This is a genomic window from Novosphingobium sp. TK71 (genome assembly GCF_055361505.1).
The window spans coordinates 3,146,355-3,168,352 of the sequence record NZ_CM143962.1 but is presented as its reverse complement, the minus strand read 5'-3'; the positions used below and the strand labels follow the sequence as shown (position 1 = coordinate 3,168,352).

Below are 21,998 nucleotides of genomic sequence, written 5' to 3'. Positions count from 1 at the left end.
TGCGCGTGTGGATAAGAGTCGGGCGCGCTGTTAGGAGGGAGCGATGAACAATGCAACTGCTTCGAACACGCCTTCTCGCGCAACAATCGATCCGAAAGAGGCTGCTCACTTCGGTTCGCTGGCGGCGGAATGGTGGGATCCCAAGGGTTCCTCGGCCATGCTGCACAAGCTGAACCCGGTGCGCCTTGGCTTTATCCGCGCCGAGATCGACCGGCACTTCTCCACCGACTCGCGCATGCTGCGCCCGCTTTCGGGCAAACGCGCGCTCGACGCGGGCTGCGGCGCGGGCCTGCTCTGCGAACCCCTCGCCCGGCTGGGCGCGGCGGTGACGGGTGTGGATGCGGCCGCCGAAAACATCGCGGCGGCCAGCGCCCACGCCGCGGCGATGGGGCTTCCCATCGATTATCGCCACGGTGAACTGGGCGCGCTCGGCCTCTCCGGCTTCGACCTCGTCTGCTCGCTGGAAGTGATCGAGCACGTTACCGACAAGGCACTGTTCATCGGCCAGCTCGCAGATGCGCTGGCGGACGACGGGCTGATGTTCCTTTCCTGCCCCAACCGCACCCCGGCCTCGCGCCTGCTGCTGGTCGAGGCGGCGGAACGGCTGGGCAAAGTCCCGCGCGGCACGCACGACTGGAAGGAATTCGCCACGCCCGACGAATTGCGCGATCTTGCGGATGGCGCCGGGCTGGTGCTCGGCGAGCCGAGAGGCATCGCCTGGTCGCCGACGGCGGGGCTGCACCTGTCGGACGATCTGTCGCTGAATTTCATTGCCACGGCGCGGAAGAAATAAGGAATCAGGCAGGGGCCATCGCCCCTGCACCCTGTTGCTACCAAGGGCGCGCGTCAGGCTTTCCTATGCCCTCGATAACCGCCCGGGCCTGCGCCTCGCGCTCCTGCCACGAACCGCCGATCCGCGAGAACGGCACCCCGGCCCGCACCAGCATCTCCTCCGCCAGGGCGGCAAAATGCGCGCGCCTCTCGTCCGAGCCGAAGAACCGCGTGCCATCGTCCCGCCACGGAACGTCCGGCGCGAACAGAAGGTAATGGTCCGCCTTGGGATAGCGAAAAAGCACATCCGGCACTTCCCCGAACAACATCTGCGCCCATGCGGCGGTCATGAGCTGATCGGTGTCGAACAGGAGCACAGGAGGGCGGGCCGCCATGGCCTTTCGGTTTGCCTCGGCCTGTCCCTCGGCAATGGCGAAAAGGTCCGCCATCGTCAGGTCCGTGCCGTTTTCCTCGCAATACATGCGGCCGTATTCCGGCACCCAGGGATAGCCCAGCCGCTCGGCCAGCACCGACTTGCCGGTGCTTTCCGCGCCGTGGAGGCAAACGGTGATCATGCGGCTTCGGCTTTCTCCGCCGCGATCCATTCGCGCAGGCCCAGCACCGACATCGCCAGCAACACCACGTAGAGCGCGGCTGTCGGCCACAATTCCTTGTAGAGGTAGACCCCGATCGAAGCCACGTCGATCGCGATCCACAGCACCCAGTTCTCGATACGGCGGAAACCGAGCAGGATCTGCGCGGCGATGCTGGCTCCGGCAATGGCGGAATCCGCATAAGGCAGCGAGGCGTCGGTGAACTTGTGCATCACCCAGCCGAGGTTGAGCGCGAGCGCGGCCGTTCCCATCACCCAGAGCAGCCGCGCAAAATTCCCCAGGCGGCGCACCGGCACCCGGCTTTCACCGCCGCCCGCGCGCACCCACAGCACCCAGCCCCAGATCTGCGCGGCAAAGAAGAAGACCTGCAGCCCTGCCTCGCCGTAAAGTTTCGCATCCCAGAACACCAGGAAGTAGAGCGCGACCATGGCCATGCCGAACGGGTAATTCCACACGCTGCGCCGCACGAGGAGCGCGATATTGGCAAGGCCCAGTGCCGCCGCCGCCCATTCGATCGGATTCATCGCGATGCTTCAGCCGTTCTGCCTGATGGTCATGAGCGCCGGCGCCGTCAGCCGAGCGCCGCTTCCCATTCGGATTCCTTGAAGCCGACCAGCAACCCGCCGGAAAGCTCGACCACCGGCCGCTTGATGCAGCTGGGATTGGCGGCCATGATCGCAACCGCCCTGGCCGCATCGATATCGGCCTTGTCGGCATCAGGCAGCTTCCGGAAAGTAGTCCCGGCCCGATTCAGCAGCTTTTCCCAACCGACCTGAGCCACCCACTTCTGAAGCAGGGCCGCATCCGCGCCTTCCTTCTTGTAGTCATGGAAGGTGTAGTCTGCGCCTCGTGCCTCAAGCCACTTCCGCGCTTTCTTGACGGTGTCGCAGTTGGGGATGCCGTAGAATTCGAGGCTCACGTCGTCACGTCCTTCGGAAGTGGGATACCCGCGGCGAATCGCAGGTGAACAGGGTGTAGCTCTCGTAGTAGCCTTCCCGCCCGCGCTTTTGCACGACGATATGTTCGGCATGGCGGGCCCAGCCGCGCGCGGAAGGTTCGTCATCCCATTCGGACATCGCGATCACTTCGCCGTCGTCGCTCACGTAGCTCTTGAAGGAGATGAAGCCCGGCTGCTGCCGTGCAAGCACTTCCATATGGTCGGCGTCGGCCACATAGGCCTCCGCGTCGATGTCGGTGCGTTTGCGGTTACGGAAAACGACAAGAAACATGGCAGACCCTGTTGTTCAATTTTGACCGCTCCTAGCGCCGACCGTTCGCGCCGGACAAGCGCAGGAACAACCGCTTCCGCTGAAATTCCGGTCATGCACCCATAACGGGACGATCCGCGCGCATGCTTCTGTCGCGCGCGCGAGGCTGGACAAACCGATGCTTGCGCGACAAAGCGCCCGGATGAGCGTGAACACCTTCGGACGCCTGCTGCGTTTCACCACCTGGGGCGAAAGCCATGGGCCGGCCATCGGCGCCGTCGTCGACGGGTGCCCGCCGGGCCTCGCCATCGACGAGAGCGTGATCCAGCCCTTCCTCGACGCGCGGCGCCCCGGCCAGTCGAAATTCACCACGCAGCGACAGGAGCCGGACCAGGTCCGCATCCTTTCCGGCGTGTTCGAAGGCAAGACCACCGGCACTCCGATCTCGCTGATGATCGAGAACGTGGACCAGCGCTCGAAGGACTATTCCGAGGTCGCCAAGGCCTATCGCCCCGGCCATGCCGACTACGCCTATGACGCCAAGTACGGTTTCCGCGATTATCGCGGCGGCGGCCGCAGCTCCGCGCGCGAAACCGCCAGCCGCGTGGCGGCGGGCGGCGTGGCACGGCTGGTGATCCCGGAAGCGACGATCCTTGCCTATGTCTCCGAGATCGGCGGCGATGCCATCGATATGGCGAACTTCGACGCGGCCGAGATCGGCAACAACCCGTTCTTCTGCCCCGACGCGGAGGCTGCGAAGCGCTGGGAGAAGATCGTCGACGATGCGCGCCTTGCCGGTTCCTCGGTGGGCGCGGTGGTGGAATGTGTCGCCACCGGCGTTCCCGCCGGCTGGGGCGCGCCGCTCTACGGCAAGCTCGATGCAGACCTTGCCGCCGCCATGATGGGCATCAACGCGGTAAAGGGCGTGGAAATCGGCGACGGTTTCGCCGCCGCGCGCCTCACCGGCGAGCAGAACGCCGACCCGATGCACCCCGGCGCGAATGGCCCCGAATTCAGCGCCAATCACGCGGGCGGCATTGCCGGCGGGATTTCCACCGGCCAGCCGGTGCTGGTGCGCGTGGCCTTCAAGCCGACCAGTTCGATCCTGACGCCGCAGCCCACGATCAACCGCGAAGGCGAAGCGACCGAGCTGTTCACCAAGGGGCGTCACGACCCCTGCGTCGGCATTCGCGGGGTTCCCGTGGTCGAGGCGATGATGGCGCTGGTGCTGGCGGACCACAAGCTTCTGCACCGCGGACAGTGTGGCTGAAGCCGGGCTGTCCGCCCGTCACTTCGCCGCCGTGTAGTCGGACTGCGGCGGCGCAATCACGCTGGCCACGTCCATGTCGCGAAAGCCGGGCGGCTTTCCCAGCAGCGGGGCGAAGTCGACATTGTAGGCGAAGCGGTCGTGCCCGGCCTCGTCCAGCGGCAGGCCATAGCGGGGGCGAAGCGCATCGCGATCGTAGCCCATCAGCACGAGCAGCGTGGGAAAGATGCGGAACGCGCTCGACCGGTTGCGGTTGGCGGCCAGATGGCGTGACCAGTCCAGCCGGGAAGGCCCGGACTTTCCGATAATCACGAGCGGCACCAGCCCCTCTTCCTGCGCTGCATTTTCGGCGCCGCAATGGGTGTTGTTTCCGGGGTTGCCCCGTTCGTGCAGGTCCTGCCCATGGTCGGACGTATAGACGATCGCGGCATTCCCCACCCCCGGCGCCGCCAGCAGCCGGTCGAAGAATGTGCCCACGTTCCAGTCCACGGTGTTGCGATAGGAATTGCGGTAGCGGACCCATTCGCCGGGCGTGCCGCCGAACCCTGCACGGTCGCTGGTCCAGGACAGCAGCGTCCCGCCTCCTTGCGGCAGGATCGGACGGTATCGGGCTTTCCCCGCCGGAAACTTGTCGGCAATCGGGAAATGCGCGCCGACCTTGTTCACATAGATGAATTCCCGGAGCCCGTTATTGACGTGAGCGGCCAGAACCTGGGCTATCCGCATGTCCCGGTCCGCCGCCGGCACCCCGTCGAACTGCACGAATTCGGCAATTTCCCGCCGCTCCTTCGCCGTCATCATGTTCTGGAGGTGGCCGCCGTTCGACTGGCCGTCGATGTAGACGGTGCGAAGACCGGCCGCTTTCGCATAGCTCCAGATCGAGGGCCAGCTGGCCAGCGCTTCCCGGTAGGTGTCGGGCGTTCCCCCGAAGCGCAGCACGGCATTGGAATTGGCGCTGCACTTGTGGATCGCGGCGGCATAGCCGAAATTGGTGATGCGCAGGCCCGCCCGCTCCTCGGCAAGGCCGCTGCGCACGCCTGACGGGTTGTCGATATCGAGGTAATTGCCCGCGATGCTCTCGTCCACGATCAGCACGATGTCCTGCGCAAGCGGCGCATCGGGACGCGGCAAGGCCGGCGCCGCGCGGGGCTTGGGCACGGAAGCGATCGCTTCCCCGGCCATCAGCCCCGCGAACGCGATCGAGGGATAGGCAGGCGGCAAGGCCCTGGAACCCTCGCCGCCGCGAACGAACAGCAAGGTCGCCAGCACGCAGAGCGCCAGCAGCGGAACCGGAACGCCCCAGCGCAGCGGCACCCGCCACCGCCTGGGCGGCAGGGCCACGCCCAGGAACAGCAGCAAGGCCGCCCCCATCGCCCGCGCCATCGTCGCACTGTGCTGGGCAACGGCGTGGTCGATCTGTCCGGCGGCGTTGTAGAGGTTGACGAAGGACTGGTAGGTCATCGGCCCCGCCGTCGTCCATTCGAACGAAAGCTGGAAGTGCGATGCCGCTGCAAACAGCGCCGCCAGCGCTATCCGCACCGAGTGCCGTCCGATGAAAGCCGAAGCCAGCAGGCCCACCGCAAGCATTGCATAGAGCGCCGCAAAAACGAACAGCAACGCGGCCCCGGGCGCGGAACTGAAACGCTCTACCACAGACTCATAATCGCAGAGCAGATAGACGATTATAAGAAAGACCTTGAACATTCCGCCCTACGTATTCCCCCACTTGGGGGTTCGTAACATCCTGTTCAAAGTTGTGGAATTGGTAAACTCCGGACTTTTCGCGCAAAATCCCTGAATATCGCCTTTGCGAACGCCCGGCGACCCACCGTTTACTGGAACTGGCTGTCCGTCAGCGGTTTTGTCCGCGCTTCCAGCCTGCCTTCGCCCCGATAGACGAGCGAACAGCTCGCAGATCCGGCACAGAACCGGTGTACCGGGGCCAGCGCGTTTTCGGCGTAGCGATAGGTCAGCCCGCCTTGCGTGATTTCCAGACCGGAAATGTCGCGCATGCGGTGCTCGCGGGCGAGCAGCACCGCGCGGTCATGCGAGACGGGCGCCCAGACCGACCACTGATCGTAAAGGCGATGGTGATAGCGGAACGTCACATCCTCGGGCGCGCGGTTATCCAGCGAAGTGGGCCATGAGTCGCAGGCGCCCAGCGACGCGCAGGCCGCCAGGAGCAGCGCAAGTCGTATCGTTTTCATGGCCTGCTGTTGCCCGATTTGCCGCAGCGCCGCACGGGTTTTCGCAGTGCCGCGCGCTTTATCGGCAGAAACGTTCAGTCCACCGCAACTGATCGGTCATTCCGATCAAGGCAATCGGATCAACGCCCTACACAACGTCACACGGGCAGCCTATCTCCCTCCTCGAACTTCAACACCCAATCGAGGGAGATCATATCCATGGGTATCGTCGGCAGCCAGATCAAGCCGTTCAAGAACACCGCTTTCCAGGCAGGCAAGGACTTCTTCGACGTCACCGAAGCAGACATCGCCGGCAAGTGGGCTGTGTTCTTCTTCTACCCCGCTGACTTCACCTTCGTCTGCCCCACCGAACTGGAAGACCTCGGCGAGCAGTACGAAACCCTCCAGGGCCTCGGCGTCGAAGTCTACGGCGTTTCGACCGACACGCACTTCAGCCACAAGGCCTGGCACGACACCTCGGACAAGATCGGCAAGATCAAGTACGCGTTCCTCGGTGACCAGAACCACGCGCTGACCAACAACTTCGGCGTTCTGCGCGAAGGCGTTGGCCTGGCCGACCGCGCCACCTTCGTCGTCGATCCGGACGGCGTGATCCAGCTGGTCGAAATCACCCCCGAGGGCGTGGGCCGCAACGCGGTCGAACTCGTCCGCAAGATCAAGGCTGCCAAGTACTGGCGCGAGCACCCCGGCCAGGTCTGCCCGGCCAAGTGGGAAGAAGGCGCTGAAACGCTTGCTCCCTCGCTCGACCTCGTCGGCAAGCTCTAAGACACCCCGCGACACCCTTAGGGTCGCGTGAAGGTGCGCGGCCCGGGGCTTTCCCTCTCCCGGTGCCGCGCCCTCACGGCGCGGCCTCGCGGAACCGAAGCCCCGGCCGCCCCTTTTCCCAACGCATTTCCAAAGGACGCAAAGACCATGCTCGACGCCAACCTGAAGCAACAGCTCTCGCAATATCTCGCCATGCTGCGCGAGCCGATCGAGCTCGTCGCCTCTTTGGGCGACGATGCGAAATCCACCGAGACCCGCGAGCTGCTGACCGTGATCGCCTCGCTCTCGGACAAGGTCACCGCCACTTTCGACGGCGACGACAAGCGTCGCCCCAGCTTCATCATCCGCCGCGCGAGCGACGCCAGCGCCTGGGTGCGCTTCGCAGGGCTCCCGCTCGGCCATGAATTCACCTCGCTGGTCCTGGCCCTGCTCTGGGCCGGCGGCCATCCGCCCAAGGTTTCCGACGAGGCGCTCGAAATCGCCCGCGCCATCGAGGGCGAGCACGAGTTCGAGATGTACTTCTCGCTCTCCTGCCACAACTGCCCCGACGTCGTGCAGGCGCTGACCCTGCTCGCGCTCAACAACCCGCATGTGAACGCCACCCTGATCGAGGGCGGCACGTTCCAGGCGGAAGTCGAGGAACGCGGCGTCATGGCCGTTCCCGCCGTCTTCCTGAACGGGAAGATGTGGGGTTCGGGCAAGATGAGCATCGAGGAAATCCTCGCCAAGCTCGACACCGGCGCCGATGCCAAGGCCGCTGCCGTGCTCGCGGGCAAGAAGCCTTTCGAAGTGCTGGTCGTCGGCGGCGGCCCCGCCGGAGCCTCGGCCGCGATCTACACCGCGCGCAAGGGCTTCTCGACCGGCGTGGTCGCCGAACGTTTCGGCGGTCAGGTGCAGGACACCATGGGCATCGAGAACTTCATCTCGGTTCCCTATACCGAGGGCCCCAAGCTGGCGGCCGCACTGGAATCGCACGTCGCCGAATACGACATCGACGTGATGAACCTCCAGCGCGCCGAAAAGCTGATCCCCGCGAAGGAACTGGGCGGCTATCACGAGGTCGTCTTCGCCAATGGCGCCTCGCTCAAGGCCCGCAGCCTCGTGCTGACCACCGGCGCCCGCTGGCGGAACCTGGGCGTGCCGGGTGAGGCCGAGTACAAGAACAAGGGCGTGGCCTATTGCCCGCACTGCGACGGCCCGCTGTTCAAGGGCAAGCGCGTGGCGGTGATCGGCGGCGGCAACTCCGGCGTCGAAGCGGCGATCGACCTGGCCAACATCGTCGGCCACGTCACCCTGATCGAATTCGACAGCAAGCTGCGCGCCGACCAGGTCCTGGTCGACAAGCTCAGGTCGATGAAGAACGTGGTGATCCTCACCAGCGCCCAGACCATCGAGGTCGAAGGCGACGGGGACAAGGTCAATGCGCTGGTCTACAAGGATCGCGAAACCGGCGAGGAGCACAAGGTCGAGCTGGAGGGCGTGTTCGTCCAGATCGGACTGGTGCCCAACACCGAATGGCTCAAGGACTCCGGTGTCGAACTCACGAGCCGCGGCGAGATCGTGATCGACGACAAGGCGGCCACCAACCTGCCCGGTATCTTCGCGGCGGGTGACGTGACCACGGTGCCCTACAAGCAGATCATCATCGCCATGGGCGAAGGTTCGAAGGCGGCGCTTTCCGCGTTCGACTATCTGATCCGCAACGAGGCTCCCGCAGAGATCGCCCAGGCTGCCTGAGCTTTCCCGAGCGCGAAAAATGAAACGGGCGGAAAGTCGCAGGACTTCCGCCCGTTTTCATGTGCCCGGCGTCCCGAGCAGTCGGCATCGGCGCGGAGATGAACCCGCGAATCGATGGATCGCCGCTACTTGCGCTTCTTCAGCACCACGTAGATCGCACCCTGCCCGCCGTGCCGGCGATGCGCCCCCCGGATCGCCACGATGTCGTGCGCGTGTTCGCATGCGGCCAGCCAGTCGGTGATCTTGGCACGGATGGCACCCCGCGCGGTGCCGCGATCCGCCGCATCCACCGGACGCGGCTTGCCGGTGACGATCAGCACCACCCGCGCGCCCATCGCCTTGGCCTGGATGAGGCCGTGCATCAGCCGCACATAGGCCTGATCGAGGTTCGATCCGTGAAGGTCGAGGCTGAAATCAGGCGCAAGCGTGCCCTTGGAAATGCGCTTTTCCCACGAACCGTCCAGATTGACGGGTACATCGGGTTTCGCCTTCACCGGCGCGGGGCGCGGCGGCAATGGCGCGGGAATACGGCCCTTCACCTTCTTCGCAGGCGCCCCCACCGTCACCGCGACGACCGGCTTGGGCACGGAAACGGGCACCACGGGCACGGGCCTGCGTTTTTCGAGCGGCGTCACCGTCCGCGCGACTTGCGCCCAGATTTCCGCTTCTTCCGCCGTGAGGCGCCGTCCCGGCCGTCTCATGCCGGTGTCACCGCGCGCCGAGCCTCGCCAGCGTGCCATTGGGAACGAGGATCAGGGCCTCCCCACGTCCGCTCATGCCGCCGGCGGTCAGGCGCGCCTGCTCACCCGATCCCCAGAAGGTATCGAAGCGATTGGCGCCCTTGATTGCGCCGCCGGTATCCTGCGCGACCCACAATCCCGTCGCCTCGCGCCGGTCAAGCCGCAGCCACACAGGCGCACCCAGCGGCACGAATCGCGGATCGGTGGCCACCGAGGCATGGGCCCGAACCGGCACGCCCAGCGCGCCGAGCGGTCCATCGCCCTTGAGCTCCTTGAAGAACACCCAGGATTTGTTCTCGCGCATCAGCGCCTGACCGTCGCGCGGGTTGTCATGGATGTACTGGATGATGCCCTGCATCGAACCGGAATACTGCCCCGGCGCGGAGCCGACCAGCCCCCGGTCACGCATGACGCCGCCGATCCCGGTGTAGGGGAGGCCGTTCTGCCCCGCATAGCCGATGCGCATCACGCTGCCGTCAGGCGCGCGCAATCGGCCGGAACCCTGAACCTGGAGGAAGAAGAATTCGACCGGATCGGCGACCCAGGCAATCTCCAGCCCCTTGCCCGCCAGCACGCCCTGCTCGATCGCCGCGCGTTCGTAATAGGGCACGAACAGTCCGTTCCCGTCGTAGCGCCCCAGCGGCATGCGCCCGTTTGACGTCGGCGCCGCGTCACCCGCCTTGGCCCGCACGAGATCGCCCGGCATCGCATAGACAGGCACCGCATATCCCGGAACCGGCAGCCGCGATCCGGCGATTTCGGGTTCGTAATAACCGGTGGCGAAGCTTTTGCCGTCTCCGATGCGCGCGGTTTCGAAATAGCTCGCGAAGAACTGCGCGGCGGGCTTCGCGCCCCAGCTTGCGGCGGCGGCGCAGGCCTGCCGCCAGTCGGCCGGGCGGGTCAGCCCGCTGGCATCCTGACGCACGGTGACGCGCGGGCAGCTTTCACGGAACGAGGCAAGCGCGGCGGCGGCATCGGCAGCGCCGAGCGGCAGCGAGGAGACCGAAGGGCCTGCCTTCACCCCGGCCAGGATCGCACTGCCAGGTTGCGGCGGCGCGGGAGGCTTCGGAGCCGGGCGATGGACCGGCGGCTTTACCGGCGGACGCGAAGCGCCCTTGGGGCCTTCACCGGGGATCACCTGCACGCAGGCCGCCAGCAGTGCCGGCAGGACAAGTGCAGAAAAACGGCGCACCCGAAAACGCGGCTCCCGCCGCGACATGCTCCCTTCCTGCAAGATCGACCTCCCGAAAATCTTTGCGGCCCCGCGAATAACGACCGCCAACAGCACCGCCAAAAACAAGGCCGGACCTTTCGGCCCGGCCTTCCGATCCTTGAGAGATCATGCGTTGGAAATCAACCAGGTGGGTCGATCAACCCGCGTCGGTTTCGTCGAGCAGCCAGTCCGGACCGGACGAGTTGAGTGCGCGGCTGAACGTCCAGACGTCCACCGCCTCGATCGCATCGTCAAGCGAACCGGCGATGACATGGCCTTCGGCGTCCCGCGTCACGGCGGCGATATCCGAACGGAACCGCAGGGCGATCCGGGCATAGCCGTTATCGACACCTGCCGAGATGATCGCCACGTCCTCGATACGGATCAGGCGATTGTCCATGGTTTCGCCGGCGGCGAGGCGCGCGTCGATCGCGGCTGCGAAGCTGTCATAGACGTCACCGTCGCAAAGTGCACGAAGCTCGGCCTTGTCGCCCTTCCAGAACGATTCGAGAATCAGGCGATAGGCACCGCGTGCACCTTCGAGGAAGGCATAGGCATCGAAGCGGCGATCCACGTTCGAAATCTCGGCGAGGCCGCGTTCCACCGAAGGCGGAGCCAGCGGCATTTCGCGCAGGCGCTGGGGCTGACCGGCCCGACCGCGTTCGTCCGCCTTGGCATCGGGCTTGCCGTCTGCCTTGGGGGCGGAAACGCGCGGCGCACCGGGCTGGCCCTGGCGGCCTTCGAAGCGCCCCTGGATCGGCTCTTCCTCATGCTCGGCGCGGCGGCCGAGTACCGAATAGAGCCGCAGGCCAAGAAAGGCTGCGATCATGGCCAGGATCACGATTTCCGGTGTCACGTTCCTTTGTCCATCCTTGTGTTGGACGCTTCGGGGAGTGCGGCTGGAGGCTGGCTGCCTCTTCCGCCCAGGAGCGTCATCATAGACCCAGATAGGTACAGTTTACAAATGAACAACGCGTGAGCACGCGGATCTGGGCTTTTTTCGCCGATATGTTCGCCGTCACCGATCAACGCCCGCATGGCGAATCGGTTCCGTTCCTTCGCCGGGCCGTTTCGCTCGCCGTTATTTCGAACAATTTACGGCGGCTCGGGTGTTCCACCGGCCGCCAAAATGCTTTAGGCGCGCGGCCAGACTTTCATCCGTATTCTTTGCACGGGAACGAACCAAATGGCCGACGAAGGCAACGTCATCTCCGACATCAACCTCGGCAACGGCGAGGATTCCGCGCCCGCCGCCGGTATCATCTCGCAGTACGTCAAGGATCTCTCGGTCGAGAATCCGAACGCGCCGCAGAGCTTCACCTGGCAGGACCAGCCGCAGATCGACGTGCAGTTCAACATCGGCGCACGCCCGATCGACGCCGAAGTGCACGAAGTCGAACTGAAGATCACCTGCGCCTCGAAGGGCCCGCAGGGCACCGCATTCGCCGTCGAGCTGAGCTACTGCGCGCTGCTCGGCATGCGCAACCTCGACGAGGGCCAGGCGCACGCGTTCCTCTACGCCGAAGCCCCGCGCATCCTGTTCCCCTTCGCCCGCCGCGTCATCGCCGACGCCGTGCGCGATGCCGGCTTCCCGCCGCTGATGCTTGAGCCGATCGATTTCAACGGCCTCTACATCCAGCAGCTTCAGGCCCAGCAGCAGGCCGATGCCACCCAGGGCGAGCCTGTCGGCCACGCCTGACAGCCGGCCTGAACACCGGCAATCTGAAATGCGCATGGCGCGCATTCCTGCGACATCGGCCCGCGCCCCCCAAGGGGGACGTGGGCCGTTGGCGTATCTGACGGCCGCTTCATTCCCGATCGACGGGTCCGGCGGCACCTTCATGAAGGGCTCGAGGGCATGAACCTCACAAAGGCGCTGGCCAGTGTCGGCGGTCTCACTCTGGCCAGCCGCATACTCGGACTGGTGCGCGACAGCCTGTTCGCCCGCTTCGTCGGTGCGGGCTTCGCCTCCGATGCCTTCCTGATCGCCTTCCGCCTGCCCAACATGTTCCGCGCGCTGTTCGCCGAAGGCGCCTTCGCATCGGCCTTCATCCCGATGTTCAACCAGAAAGTCGCCGACAAGGAAGGGCCGGGCCTGCCCGCCGGGATCACTTTTGCCGAGCAGGCGCTGTCCGTGCTGCTGCCGGTGCTGCTGGCGATGACGCTGGTGCTGGAAGTCTTCGCCTGGCCGGTGACTTTCCTGCTTTCGGGCAAGTTCAACGGCGTCAGTCACGACCAGTTCGCCTTCGCTGTGCAACTCAGCCGGCTCACGATCCCCTATCTCGCGCTCATCAGCCTCGTCTCGCTGCTGGGCGGCATCCTCAATTCGCTGAACAAGTTCTGGGTCAACGCCGCCGCGCCGATCCTGCTGAACCTGACGCTGATCGTCGCGCTGCTCGGCTTCCACTCCGCAGATGCGCTGGTGACCGCGCGTAACCAGGCGATCGGCGTCTCGGTTTCGGGCGCCTTGCAGCTGCTGTGGCTGGTCTGGGCCTGCCGCGCCAACGGCGTGTCGATGCGCCTGCGGATGCCGGTGTGGAATGCCGACGTGAAGCAGCTGATGAAGCTGATCCTGCCAGCCGCCGCCGGAGCGGGCGCGGTGCAGATCAACCTCGTGATCTCGACCGCGCTGGCCGCCTCGCTGCTGGCGCACGGCTCGGTCACCTACATCTACATGGCGGACCGGCTGAACCAGCTTCCGCTCGGCCTGATCGGCATCGGCCTTGGCACCGTGCTGCTGCCCACGATCTCGCGCCAGCTCGGCGGCGGCGAGCATGCCGCGGCGATGGACACGCAGAACCGCGGCATGGAACTCGCCCTGCTGCTCACCCTGCCTGCCGCAGTCGCGCTGATCGTCTGCGGCCAGCCGATCGCCGCCGCCCTGTTCGGCTACGGCAAGTTCGATGCGAACGACGTCGCCCGCACCGCCGAGGCTCTTGCCGCCTTCTCGGTCGGCCTGCCCAGCTACATCCTCGTCAAAGTGCTGACCCCCGGCTTCTACGCCCGGCAGGACACGCGGACCCCGGTGCGCTACGCGATGATGTCGATGGTGGTGAACCTCGTCCTCAACCTCGCGCTGATCGTGCCGCTCCAGCACATGGGCCCGCCGCTGGCGACCGCCATCGCCTCCACCGCCAATGTCGCCATGCTTTACTGGACCCTGGTGAAGCGCGGCCATTTCCAGTCCGACGCCCGCCTCAAGCGCCGCGCCCCGCGCCTTGCGCTGGCCGCCGTGGCGATGGGCGTGGTGCTGTGGTTCGGACAGGACCTGCTGACCCCATACCTCCACGGGACATGGCTGGTGCGGGGTCTCGCCCTTGCCGCGCTCGTTTCGGCCGGCGGCGTGGTCTATGCGCTCGCAACCGTGGTGACCGGCGCCTTCACCCGCGACGATCTCGCGCTCCTGCGCCGCCGCCGCCCGGCTTCCTGAGGCTTCCATCCGTGTGCGACTATGCTATGAGCCCGGCCCATGCAGGACCTTTCGCACCCGAAGTCTGCCGAAACCCGTCGCCGTTCGTGGCGATGGCGGGCGACCACGCGCACCGCGCGCTGACCCCACCTGCATCCGCGCCTTACCCGGCGCACCCACGACATCCCTGAAAACTCACAATCGCGAAGGACGCGTCCATGCGTATCGTCTCCGGCATCCAGCCAACCGGCAACCTGCATCTCGGCAACTATCTCGGTGCGATCCGCAATTGGGTGAAGATGCAGGACGATGTCGCCGCGCAGGGCGGTGACAGCCTCTATTTCCTGGCCGACCTCCACGCCATCTCGATGCCGCACGATCCGGCCACGCTTTCGGCCAACACGCGCGAGATGGTGGCCGCGCTGGTCGCCTGCGGCGTCGATCCCGATCGCTCGATCCTGTTCAACCAGACCCAGGTGCCCCAGCACGCCGAACTGCAATGGCTGCTCAACGGCACCGCCCGCATGGGCTGGCTGAACCGCATGACCCAGTGGAAGGACAAGGCCGGCAAGAACCGCGAAGGCGCCTCGGTCGCCCTGTTCACCTACCCGGTGCTCCAGGCCGCCGACGTGCTGCTCTACCAGGCCACTCACGTTCCCGTGGGCGAAGACCAGAAGCAGCACCTCGAACTCGCCCGCGACATCGCGCAGAAGTTCAACAACGACTTCGCGGCCGAGGACGCGCCGGTGTTCACCCTGCCCGAACCGATCATCCCGCCCGAAGCGGCGCGCATCATGAGCCTGCGCGACGGTTCGTCGAAGATGAGCAAGTCGGACCCTTCGGACATGGCGCGCATCAACCTTACCGACGATGCCGACACGATCATGCAGAAGGTCAAGAAGGCCAAGACCGACCCCGAGCCGCTGCCTTCTGAGAAGGAAGGCCTCGAAGGCCGCGCCGAGGCCCGCAACCTCGTGGGCATCTATGCGGTGATGGCCGGCACCACGGTCGAGGCGGTTCTCTCGGACTTCGGCGGCGAGGGCTTCGGCAAGTTCAAGCCGGCGCTGGGCGAACTGCTGGTCGAGAAGCTGGCGCCGATCAACGCCCGCTTCGTCGAACTGCGCGGCGACCGGGACTCGCTGGACGCGATCCTGCGCAAGGGTTCGGAAAAGGCCCGCGCCCTGGCGGTGCCGACGCTGGAGAAGGCTTACGAGGCGCTCGGCCTGGTGCGCTGAGCGGCGAACATCATGCCGTCGTCCCGCATCGCGGACGACGGCATGTTCACGCGTCCAGTCCCAGCAACTTCGCCCGCCGCCGGATCCACGGCGCGGCAAGCGTGGCAACCTCGCCCAGCGCTTCCAGGCTTTCGCGATCCTTCTTGTGATCGCCCGCGATCAGCAGCCCGAACACGCGGCGTACCGTCCATTCGGGCCAGGGCCGCTCTTCCAGCACCATCCGGTCCCCGGCGGCAACCTCACCCTCTTCCAGCACCCGATAGTACCACCCGGCCCGGCGCGACCTCACCACCCCGGCGTTGACCGGCGCGCCGTCAAACCGATGGTCCAGCTTCCAGCACGGCTGGCGGCCCTGGCTGACTTCGACGAGCGCCGTGCCCAGCCGCCAGCGGTCGCCCACGCAGATCATGTCCTCGGTCAGCCCCTCGGTCGCGATATTCTCGCCGAACGCGCCGAAATCCGAAAGCAGCGGATGCGCCCCGATCGAGTCGCGCCAGAAGGCATAGTGATCGTGAGGATAGTGATGAATCGCCTTGTCCGGCCCGCCGTGAACGGAAAGATCGGCCTGCTCGTCACCCTCCAGCCCGAGCCGGTGGACCCTCACCGCCCCGTCCGCAGGCACCTTGCCGATCGCGCTGGGCTCTTCAGGGCCGCGAAATGGCTGCACTTTTCCGCGCTGAACCGATAGAATCGCAAAGGATTCTGCTGCGAGGGAACTGGTCAACATCCTGGGGACTTCCTACATGACGAATCTGATCTCAGGCCATGACTCACGACTGAATGGCGCAGCCCCGCGGCAAACACTTCATCGCCGCCCTGCCTCCATTCAACCGCTATTCAGGGCATTGATATTAAGGCAGAGTCGCAAGGAATCACAGGCCACGCTTGGGAAGGGCGTTTCGGGCCTGTCAGGTTCGTGGAGTGAAACCGATGACAGATAATCCCGGAACCCATCTCGGAAGGCTGAGGCTCGCTGCCGTAGCCGTCCTGCTGATGGCCCTCGCCGCCTGCGCAACGCCCTTCAAGGCGGACGTTTCGCGCTTCCAGACCCAGCTTCCGGCGCCTGCCGGACAATCGTTCGTGGTCGTGGCCGACGATCCCAAGCTCGCGGGCGGGCTTGAATTCGCGACCTATTCCCGCCTCGTGGCGGACCGCATGCAGAAGCTGGGCTATGCTCCGGCTTCCGATCCTGCTTCGGCAACCCTTATCGTGCGCTTCGATTACGGCGTGGACAACGGCCGCGAACGCGTGCGCTCGACCATGGGCGCCGGCGGCGCATGGGGTCCGTGGTACGGCGGCGGCTTCTATGGCCGCGGCTTCTACGGCCGTGGAATGGGCTGGGGCGGGCCGTGGCGCTATGGCTGGTATGATCCGTTCTTCGACGGCGGCGTGGATTCCTACACCATCTACACCAGCGGCATCACCCTCAAGATCGACCGCGCGGTAGACAACCAGCGCCTCTTCGAAGGCAAGGCCGAAGCCGTGTCGACGTCCAACCGCCTGCAATATCTCGTCCCGAACCTGGTCGAATCGATGTTTACCGATTTCCCCGGCAACTCCGGCGAGACCGTGCGCATCACCGTAGCGCCCGAAAAGAAGTGAACTGACAGGCTCCCCCTGCAAAGAGGGAGGCACCGAGGGACGGGTCCGCTGAAATATTGCGGGCCCGTCCTTTCTTTATACCGGGGCGGCTCGTAATTGCCTCCAGGCGGTTGACCCGCGCAATCCCCACAAGGATGCCTGCCCCCGATGAACACCTTCATGGCCATCATGTCACAGCTCTTCTGGGGCGTGACCGTGGGCGCGCTCTCGGCGGCTTTCTCGGCCGTCGCGAAAGCTCTCGCGGCGCTCGTCGGGATCGGGGGCGTGGGCTGGTATTCGCTCAGGCGCCGCCGCGAGAAACGCGCCCGCATCGACCGCAAGGACTGAAGCCGTCATGCTCCATGACATACTCGCCGATCTGGCGGGCGGCGCCGTCGGAGGCGCGGCAGACCTCGCCTCCGACGAGATAAGGCGCCGATCCGGCTGGAAGGGCTGCCTCACCGTGGCTCTGGTCGCTCTCGGTGTCGTTCTGGTGCTGCTCTGGTGGCTTGGCGCCTTCCGGGCCGGCTGAGCCTCCTCAACTCCCCAGGGCAACAACTCCGCCGGTGGAACCGAAGCCGCCCTCGCCGCGCTCGGTCGCTTCCAGTTCATCCACCGTCAGCCATGCCGCCCGCGTGACCGGCGCGAGAACGAGCTGCGCCACGCGGTCTCCCCGCCGGATCTCGAATGCCTGCGCACCGTGGTTGATGAGGATGACCTTGAGTTCACCACGATAGTCGGAATCAATCGTGCCGGGCGAATTCGGCACCGAAATCCCGTGCTTGAGCGCAAGGCCGGAACGCGGCCGGACCTGAATCTCGAAGCCCGGCGGGATCGCCATCGCAAGGCCCGTGGCAACCGCATGGCGCCCGCCCGGAGCCAGCGTCACGTCCTCGGCCGAAACCACATCCATGCCCGCCGCACCGTCGGTGGCATAGGCGGGCAAGGCCAGCCCTTCGCCGTGGGGCAGGATCTTGACGGGAACCGGGACGTCATTGGGGGAGTGCATCGGCGAACCTTTCGACGAGGATGCGCGCGACATCCTCCTTGGGCATTTCCGGAAGGCTTATCACATCGTCGGCGCGCACGATGTGGACCGCATTGGCATCGCCGCCCATGACATCGCCCGACACGTCGTTGGCGATGATCCAGTCGGCACCCTTGCGTTTGCGCTTTTCGGTGGCGTAGCGAATGACATCCTGCGTTTCCGCGGCAAAGCCGATCACCAGCGGCGGCCGGTTCGGCCCGGTCGCGACAGTGGCAAGGATGTCGGGATTTTCGGTGAGCAGCAGCGCCGGCGGCGCCGAGCCGCGCTTCTTGAGCTTCTGGTCCGCACTGTGGGCGACCCGCCAGTCCGCCACCGCTGCGACCATCACCGCGATATCGGCGGGCAATGCATGCTTCACCGCCTCGGCCATCTGCAAGGCGCTTTCCACGTCGATGCGATCGACTCCGGCGGGCGTCGGCAGGTGCACCGGCCCGGCAACGAGCGTGACGCGCGCACCCGCCTCCGCCGCGGCGGCGGCAATGGCAAAACCCTGCTTCCCGGAAGAGCGATTGGCAATGTAGCGCACCGGATCGATCGGCTCCCAGGTGGGGCCGGCGGTGATGAGAACGTGCTTTCCGGTCAGCGGGCCGGGAGCCGGCGAAGACGGGGCAGCCTGCTCGTCCAGCGCATCGGGATCAGTCGCGGGTGCGGCGCGCGCCTCGCCCTTGCGGGCGGCCAGAGCGGCTTCTTCGGGCGTGAAGCCAAGATCCTCGTGGCCGAAGGTGATCGCCTGCCTTGCGCCGGAACGCCCCCGCGAGATCATCCCGCCGGTAAGGCCGCCGAGGCGGTTCCCTTCGGCGTCATCCTCCGGTTCCGGCGTACCGAATTGCGGCTGCCACGCGGAAAAATCCGCACCGGGCAGCGGTGCCACTTCGACGGGGCCAAGGCCGAGCGCCCAGGCGATCCGCTGCCAGATCGCAAGCGGGTCCGGCAGACGGCCGGGGCCATATTCGCCGCAGGCCATGGTGCCTTCGTCGGGCTCCATCACGTCCACCCCGGCATCGCGCAGGACTTGCACGTTGCGGGTCGTGGCGGCGTGCTGCCACATCCGCACGTTCATGGCCGGGACCGCCATGACCGGCTTGTCGGTGGCAAGGAGCATCGTCGTCGCCAGATCGTCGGCAATGCCGGCCGCCATCCTTGCCATGAGGTCCGCCGTTGCCGGACAGACGACCACGAGGTCCGCTTCGCGGCTGAGCTGGATATGGCCCATCTCGGCCTCGTTCCTGAGATCCCAGAGCGTCGTGTAGACCGGTTTCTCGGACAGCGCGGCAAGCGCCATCGGGGTGACGAAGTGCGCCCCGCCCTCGGTGAGGACGCAGGTCACTTCGCCGCCTTCCTTGCGGATGTGCCGAACGAGTTCGCAGGATTTGTAGGCCGCGATACCGCCGCCGACGACCAGAAGGATACGGGGTCCACTCATGCCCCGGGCTTTTGCAACAGGGCGCGGAAGCGCGCAATCGGTTTGCGGTCTAAGCCGGGGATTGCACGCCTTTCGCCGCCCCGGCGAGATCGCGCAAAGCCGACGGCGCGAAGACGATTCCGGCGAAAAGGGTCGGCGCGATCATCGCGCCCCAGTAGAAGTTGTCCCAGCGCCCTGCCATCATGAACGCCGCGGCATAGCCTGCACTCAGGAGAAAGCCGAACAGCCCGGCGCGGCTGTTCCAGCCGAGCCAGCCGAAAGTCATGAGCACCACCGCCGGCCCCGCCAGCCAGTGCGGCAGCCAGCGCAAGTTGCTGGACTGCACGATATTGCCGAGCCAGCCGGAAAGGCCCCGAAACACCAGCCAGGGGGCGCTATGCGGGTCGCCAGGCAGAACGTCGCGCGCGACGAGCGAGAGATGCCAGGCAAGCCCCGCTGCGAACAGAACGATGAGCGCGCTCCATGCGCCGGCCTCGCGCCAATTACGCTGCCACAGCGCCGTAGCCGCCATGAGCAGCACGAAAGGCAGGCTGTGTTCGCGGATGGCCAGGGCGAGCGCCGCAGCAAGGAATGCAGCGATCCAGCGCCCTCCCCGCCCATCCTCGCCGATACGGTGCAGGCCGAAGGACAGTGCGATCAACCCGCCCGCCCAGAGCTCGTGAAGTGCGAAGTAAGGCCGGTTGAGAGCCAGCGAGGCCCCCACGAATACCAGCGCCGCGCCGATCCGCCGGAGGCGCGGCGCTTCGCCTGCCAGCTTGCGCCACCATACCGCGACGATGCCGAGCATGAGCGCGATGGCAGCCGCGATCTGGCCACCGTCGCCCAGCATGGCGTCCAGATAGGCCAGCGTCGGCAGGCGCACCGCAAGGCCGGGATTGACCGGATATCGGTGACGGCGCTGCTCGGGAACGATGAAGTCGTAGTAATGCTCACCCTTGGCGATGCGCGCGATCACGGCTTCGTAAAGGGCGATATCGGCGTTGTAGGGCTCAGCTTCGGCAACACCGGCAGCATGGCCCTGCAAGGACGTAGCGGGGCCCTCGACCGGCCCTTCCCACGGCGACCGAGTGCCCGCCTTGCCCACGGGGACCAGCGCGGAAGCCACGATCAGCGCCGCCAGCACGGCCAGCACAAGACGCGCGCCCCAAGGCGAGATGTGGCCGAGACGACCTGCCGGAGCCGGCGCGGCAAGCGCCGTGCCCGCAGCGTTCAGCTCATCAATGTCCAGTACGTCAGCCCCCATGCCGCGGCGCCCCCAAGCAATGCGGCCAGACCATAGCGGGTCCACTGGTTACTTTCGGGTTTACGCCCCCGGCCCCGTTCCCAGATAAGGTCGACTTCGGGCAAGGGCGCCTGCTCGGGAGCGCCACCCTTTGGCGGGAACTTCTCCTCGATCCGCCGCACCAGCGCGGGCAGGCGGAACAGCGTGCCGAGATCTTCGCGCAGACGGTCGGCAATGATCGCCTCGGGGCCAAGCTCGTCGCGCAGCCAGTTCTTCACGAAAGGCGCCGAGACATCCCACATGTTGATGTCGGGATCGAGCGCCGTCGCCAGACCCTCGACCATGACCATGGTCTTCTGCAGGAGCAGGAGGTGCGGCTGGACCGCCATGTCGAAATCGCGGGTGATCGCGAAGAGCCCGTCGAGCATCTGGCCGACAGAAAGCTCGGACACCGGCTTGCCGCGCATCGGCTCGCCCACTGCACGCAGTGCCGTCGCGAACTCCTCCACGGTGTGGTAGCTCGGGACGTACTGCGCCTCGAAATGGATCTCGGCGACGCGGCGATAGTTGCCGGTGGTAAGGCCGTAGAGGATTTCCGCCAGCCAGAGCCGCGCCTGCCGGTTGATCCGGCCCATGATGCCGAAATCGATGGCAACGATGGTGCCATCCGCCTCCACGAACAGGTTGCCCTGGTGCATGTCGGCATGAAAGAATCCGGAGGAGATCGCCTGCGTCAGGAAGGTGTTCACCAGCTTGTGCGCCAGGCGGGGCAGGTTGTGCCCTGCCGCCTTGAGCCCGGCGATATCGCTCATCTTGGTGGCGCCGATCCACTCGACGGTGAGGACCTGCCCATTGGTACGGTCCCAGTCGATATGCGGAACGCGGTAACCGGCGATGCCCTTCATCGCATCGGACAGCTCCGAAGCGGAAGCCGCTTCGCGCCGCAGGTCCAGCTCGCGCAGGGTCCAGCGCTTGAGATTGGCAACGACTGCGCGCGGACGCAGGCGCGATGCTTCCCCGCCAAGCGCTTCGAGGTGCGCGGCCGCCCACTCATAAGTCTCTACATCGCGCGCGAACTGTTCGCGAATGCCCGGGCGCAGCACCTTGACGGCCACGTTGCGGCCATCGGGCGTCACCGCCCGGTGGACCTGCGCGATCGACGCGGCGCCCACCGGCTCTTCCTCGATCGAGACGAAGATGCCGTCCAGCGTCCGGCCGAAACTGCCTTCGATCGCGTGACGGATTTCGGAGAAAGGAACCGGCGGCAGGCTGTCCTGCAAGGTCAGAAGATTGCGCGCGGGGCCTTCGCCGACGAGGTCGGGCCGGGTCGCCAGCGCCTGGCCGAGCTTGATCGCCGCCGGGCCGATCTCCTGGAAGGCGCCGGCATAGTCCGGCTCCGCAGGCTGGCGCGTGCCCAGCCGCGCGATCCGGCACAGGCGCTTGACCTGGGCCGGCGCGTTACGGTCGTTCTCGATCCCGCGCAGCGCTCCGTGGCGCGCGAGGACACGGCCCCACTTGAGGAGCCGCAGGATATGGGTCGCCGAACTTGTCACGTGAA

24 protein-coding genes are annotated in these 21,998 nt (G+C 66.1%); 10 read left to right on the top strand and 14 right to left on the bottom strand.

Annotated elements, in window-relative coordinates:
- Positions 1–43 precede the first annotated feature (43 nt).
- Positions 44–793, top strand: coding sequence for a bifunctional 2-polyprenyl-6-hydroxyphenol methylase/3-demethylubiquinol 3-O-methyltransferase UbiG (ubiG, locus tag ACXJ16_RS14940; RefSeq protein WP_054439467.1), 750 nt, complete (start codon positions 44–46; stop codon positions 791–793).
- A gap of 37 nt (positions 794–830) precedes the next feature.
- Here the strand turns inward: ubiG and ACXJ16_RS14935 are convergent, their stop codons facing one another.
- From ACXJ16_RS14935 to ACXJ16_RS14920, 4 genes are read right to left on the bottom strand one after another with little or no spacing between them, the layout of a single operon-like run.
- A complete protein-coding gene (locus tag ACXJ16_RS14935; RefSeq protein ID WP_324696988.1) occupies positions 831–1,346 on the bottom strand; it encodes an ATP-binding protein in 516 nt (171 codons plus the stop codon).
- Positions 1,343–1,909, bottom strand: a complete 567-nt coding sequence (gene pnuC / locus ACXJ16_RS14930; protein WP_054439466.1) for a nicotinamide riboside transporter PnuC — start codon at positions 1,907–1,909, stop codon at positions 1,343–1,345. The genes ACXJ16_RS14935 and pnuC overlap by 4 nt, the downstream gene beginning before the upstream one ends.
- 47 nt (positions 1,910–1,956) lie before the next feature.
- Positions 1,957–2,304, bottom strand: coding sequence for an ArsC family reductase (locus ACXJ16_RS14925; RefSeq protein WP_324696991.1), 348 nt, complete (start codon positions 2,302–2,304; stop codon positions 1,957–1,959).
- A 4-nt stretch (positions 2,305–2,308) separates the two neighbouring features.
- On the bottom strand, positions 2,309–2,614 hold the full coding sequence (locus ACXJ16_RS14920; RefSeq protein WP_054439462.1) for an antibiotic biosynthesis monooxygenase family protein: 306 nt from the start codon (positions 2,612–2,614) through the stop codon (positions 2,309–2,311).
- 181 nt (positions 2,615–2,795) lie between these two features.
- Here ACXJ16_RS14920 and aroC point away from each other — a divergent pair, with 181 nt between their 5' ends.
- Positions 2,796–3,863: a chorismate synthase gene (aroC, locus tag ACXJ16_RS14915; protein WP_054439460.1), complete on the top strand. Its 1,068-nt coding sequence runs from the start codon at positions 2,796–2,798 to the stop codon at positions 3,861–3,863.
- A gap of 18 nt (positions 3,864–3,881) precedes the next feature.
- On the opposite strand, the gene ACXJ16_RS14910 is transcribed toward aroC, so the two are convergent.
- Together ACXJ16_RS14910 and ACXJ16_RS14905 are read right to left on the bottom strand one after the other, a co-directional pair.
- The gene (locus ACXJ16_RS14910) at positions 3,882–5,477 is read right to left on the bottom strand and encodes a sulfatase-like hydrolase/transferase (RefSeq protein ID WP_463920884.1); all 1,596 of its coding nucleotides are present in this window, start codon (positions 5,475–5,477) and stop codon (positions 3,882–3,884) included.
- Positions 5,478–5,692: 215 nt separating this feature from the next.
- Positions 5,693–6,067, bottom strand: a complete 375-nt coding sequence (locus ACXJ16_RS14905; protein ID WP_185998549.1) for a hypothetical protein — start codon at positions 6,065–6,067, stop codon at positions 5,693–5,695.
- A gap of 198 nt (positions 6,068–6,265) precedes the next feature.
- On the opposite strand from ACXJ16_RS14905, the gene ahpC reads away from it, so the two are divergent.
- Both ahpC and ahpF read left to right on the top strand, forming a co-directional pair.
- On the top strand, positions 6,266–6,832 hold the full coding sequence (gene ahpC, locus ACXJ16_RS14900; protein WP_054439453.1) for an alkyl hydroperoxide reductase subunit C: 567 nt from the start codon (positions 6,266–6,268) through the stop codon (positions 6,830–6,832).
- Between the two features lie 147 nt (positions 6,833–6,979).
- Positions 6,980–8,569 carry an alkyl hydroperoxide reductase subunit F gene (ahpF, locus tag ACXJ16_RS14895; RefSeq protein WP_324696997.1) on the top strand — a complete coding sequence of 530 codons (1,590 nt, stop codon included), beginning with the start codon at positions 6,980–6,982 and terminating at the stop codon, positions 8,567–8,569.
- Positions 8,570–8,694: 125 nt separating this feature from the next.
- Here ahpF and ACXJ16_RS14890 read toward each other — a convergent pair whose 3' ends face one another.
- The 3 genes from ACXJ16_RS14890 to ACXJ16_RS14880 form a co-directional block, all read right to left on the bottom strand.
- Positions 8,695–9,270: a Smr/MutS family protein gene (locus tag ACXJ16_RS14890; protein WP_324696999.1), complete on the bottom strand. Its 576-nt coding sequence runs from the start codon at positions 9,268–9,270 to the stop codon at positions 8,695–8,697.
- A 7-nt stretch (positions 9,271–9,277) separates the two neighbouring features.
- Positions 9,278–10,528 (bottom strand): murein transglycosylase A, encoded by a 1,251-nt coding sequence (gene mltA / locus ACXJ16_RS14885; RefSeq protein WP_324697001.1) that lies wholly within the window; start codon positions 10,526–10,528, stop codon positions 9,278–9,280.
- Positions 10,529–10,679: 151 nt separating this feature from the next.
- Positions 10,680–11,378, bottom strand: a complete 699-nt coding sequence (locus ACXJ16_RS14880; protein ID WP_054439449.1) for a Tim44/TimA family putative adaptor protein — start codon at positions 11,376–11,378, stop codon at positions 10,680–10,682.
- Between the two features lie 330 nt (positions 11,379–11,708).
- Between ACXJ16_RS14880 and secB the strand changes: the two genes are divergently transcribed.
- From secB to trpS, 3 genes are all read left to right on the top strand, one after another.
- Positions 11,709–12,221, top strand: coding sequence for a protein-export chaperone SecB (secB, locus tag ACXJ16_RS14875; RefSeq protein ID WP_054439447.1), 513 nt, complete (start codon positions 11,709–11,711; stop codon positions 12,219–12,221).
- A 159-nt stretch (positions 12,222–12,380) separates the two neighbouring features.
- Entirely contained in the window at positions 12,381–13,952 is a 1,572-nt protein-coding gene (gene murJ, locus ACXJ16_RS14870; RefSeq protein ID WP_054439445.1) for a murein biosynthesis integral membrane protein MurJ, read from the top strand.
- 197 nt (positions 13,953–14,149) lie between these two features.
- Positions 14,150–15,166, top strand: coding sequence for a tryptophan--tRNA ligase (gene trpS / locus ACXJ16_RS14865; protein ID WP_054439443.1), 1,017 nt, complete (start codon positions 14,150–14,152; stop codon positions 15,164–15,166).
- Positions 15,167–15,212: 46 nt separating this feature from the next.
- Here the strand turns inward: trpS and ACXJ16_RS14860 are convergent, their stop codons facing one another.
- On the bottom strand, positions 15,213–15,893 hold the full coding sequence (locus ACXJ16_RS14860) for an MOSC domain-containing protein (RefSeq protein ID WP_324697004.1): 681 nt from the start codon (positions 15,891–15,893) through the stop codon (positions 15,213–15,215).
- 203 nt (positions 15,894–16,096) lie between these two features.
- Here ACXJ16_RS14860 and ACXJ16_RS14855 point away from each other — a divergent pair, with 203 nt between their 5' ends.
- The 3 genes from ACXJ16_RS14855 to ACXJ16_RS14845 all read left to right on the top strand — a co-directional run bounded on the left by ACXJ16_RS14855 (position 16,097) and on the right by ACXJ16_RS14845 (position 17,279).
- Positions 16,097–16,768 (top strand): DUF4136 domain-containing protein, encoded by a 672-nt coding sequence (locus ACXJ16_RS14855; RefSeq protein WP_185998544.1) that lies wholly within the window; start codon positions 16,097–16,099, stop codon positions 16,766–16,768.
- Between the two features lie 147 nt (positions 16,769–16,915).
- Positions 16,916–17,095, top strand: a complete 180-nt coding sequence (locus ACXJ16_RS14850) for a hypothetical protein (protein ID WP_185998543.1) — start codon at positions 16,916–16,918, stop codon at positions 17,093–17,095.
- 7 nt (positions 17,096–17,102) lie between these two features.
- On the top strand, positions 17,103–17,279 hold the full coding sequence (locus ACXJ16_RS14845) for a hypothetical protein (protein WP_463920883.1): 177 nt from the start codon (positions 17,103–17,105) through the stop codon (positions 17,277–17,279).
- Positions 17,280–17,285: 6 nt separating this feature from the next.
- On the opposite strand, the gene dut is transcribed toward ACXJ16_RS14845, so the two are convergent.
- From dut to ubiB, 4 genes are read right to left on the bottom strand one after another with little or no spacing between them, the layout of a single operon-like run.
- On the bottom strand, positions 17,286–17,756 hold the full coding sequence (dut, locus tag ACXJ16_RS14840; protein ID WP_324697009.1) for a dUTP diphosphatase: 471 nt from the start codon (positions 17,754–17,756) through the stop codon (positions 17,286–17,288).
- Entirely contained in the window at positions 17,740–19,218 is a 1,479-nt protein-coding gene (locus ACXJ16_RS14835; RefSeq protein WP_324697011.1) for a bifunctional phosphopantothenoylcysteine decarboxylase/phosphopantothenate synthase, read from the bottom strand. The genes dut and ACXJ16_RS14835 overlap by 17 nt, the downstream gene beginning before the upstream one ends.
- Before the next feature lie 49 nt (positions 19,219–19,267).
- Positions 19,268–20,461 (bottom strand): hypothetical protein, encoded by a 1,194-nt coding sequence (locus ACXJ16_RS14830; RefSeq protein ID WP_324697013.1) that lies wholly within the window; start codon positions 20,459–20,461, stop codon positions 19,268–19,270.
- Positions 20,428–21,993 (bottom strand): 2-polyprenylphenol 6-hydroxylase, encoded by a 1,566-nt coding sequence (ubiB, locus tag ACXJ16_RS14825; RefSeq protein ID WP_054439433.1) that lies wholly within the window; start codon positions 21,991–21,993, stop codon positions 20,428–20,430. Before ubiB ends, ACXJ16_RS14830 begins: the two co-directional genes overlap by 34 nt.
- Positions 21,994–21,998 lie beyond the last annotated feature (5 nt).

Excerpts from the sequence above, each read along its gene's own strand:
- ACXJ16_RS14920 (WP_054439462.1), bottom strand. The coding sequence starts at position 2,614 with ATGTTTCTTGTCGTTTTCCGTAACCGCAAACGCACCGACATCGACGCG.
- ACXJ16_RS14860 (WP_324697004.1), bottom strand. The coding sequence starts at position 15,893 with ATGTTGACCAGTTCCCTCGCAGCAGAATCCTTTGCGATTCTATCGGTT.
- trpS (WP_054439443.1), top strand. The coding sequence starts at position 14,150 with ATGCGTATCGTCTCCGGCATCCAGCCAACCGGCAACCTGCATCTCGGC.
- ubiG (WP_054439467.1), top strand. The coding sequence starts at position 44 with ATGAACAATGCAACTGCTTCGAACACGCCTTCTCGCGCAACAATCGAT.
- pnuC (WP_054439466.1), bottom strand. The coding sequence starts at position 1,909 with ATGAATCCGATCGAATGGGCGGCGGCGGCACTGGGCCTTGCCAATATC.
- ACXJ16_RS14835 (WP_324697011.1), bottom strand. The coding sequence starts at position 19,218 with ATGAGTGGACCCCGTATCCTTCTGGTCGTCGGCGGCGGTATCGCGGCC.
- ACXJ16_RS14905 (WP_185998549.1), bottom strand. The coding sequence starts at position 6,067 with ATGAAAACGATACGACTTGCGCTGCTCCTGGCGGCCTGCGCGTCGCTG.
- ACXJ16_RS14850 (WP_185998543.1), top strand. The coding sequence starts at position 16,916 with ATGAACACCTTCATGGCCATCATGTCACAGCTCTTCTGGGGCGTGACC.
- ACXJ16_RS14830 (WP_324697013.1), bottom strand. The coding sequence starts at position 20,461 with ATGGGGGCTGACGTACTGGACATTGATGAGCTGAACGCTGCGGGCACG.
- aroC (WP_054439460.1), top strand. The coding sequence starts at position 2,796 with ATGAGCGTGAACACCTTCGGACGCCTGCTGCGTTTCACCACCTGGGGC.
- ACXJ16_RS14935 (WP_324696988.1), bottom strand. The coding sequence starts at position 1,346 with ATGATCACCGTTTGCCTCCACGGCGCGGAAAGCACCGGCAAGTCGGTG.
- mltA (WP_324697001.1), bottom strand. The coding sequence starts at position 10,528 with ATGTCGCGGCGGGAGCCGCGTTTTCGGGTGCGCCGTTTTTCTGCACTT.
- ahpC (WP_054439453.1), top strand. The coding sequence starts at position 6,266 with ATGGGTATCGTCGGCAGCCAGATCAAGCCGTTCAAGAACACCGCTTTC.
- murJ (WP_054439445.1), top strand. The coding sequence starts at position 12,381 with ATGAACCTCACAAAGGCGCTGGCCAGTGTCGGCGGTCTCACTCTGGCC.
- ahpF (WP_324696997.1), top strand. The coding sequence starts at position 6,980 with ATGCTCGACGCCAACCTGAAGCAACAGCTCTCGCAATATCTCGCCATG.
- ACXJ16_RS14890 (WP_324696999.1), bottom strand. The coding sequence starts at position 9,270 with ATGAGACGGCCGGGACGGCGCCTCACGGCGGAAGAAGCGGAAATCTGG.
- ACXJ16_RS14855 (WP_185998544.1), top strand. The coding sequence starts at position 16,097 with ATGACAGATAATCCCGGAACCCATCTCGGAAGGCTGAGGCTCGCTGCC.
- secB (WP_054439447.1), top strand. The coding sequence starts at position 11,709 with ATGGCCGACGAAGGCAACGTCATCTCCGACATCAACCTCGGCAACGGC.
- ACXJ16_RS14845 (WP_463920883.1), top strand. The coding sequence starts at position 17,103 with ATGCTCCATGACATACTCGCCGATCTGGCGGGCGGCGCCGTCGGAGGC.
- dut (WP_324697009.1), bottom strand. The coding sequence starts at position 17,756 with ATGCACTCCCCCAATGACGTCCCGGTTCCCGTCAAGATCCTGCCCCAC.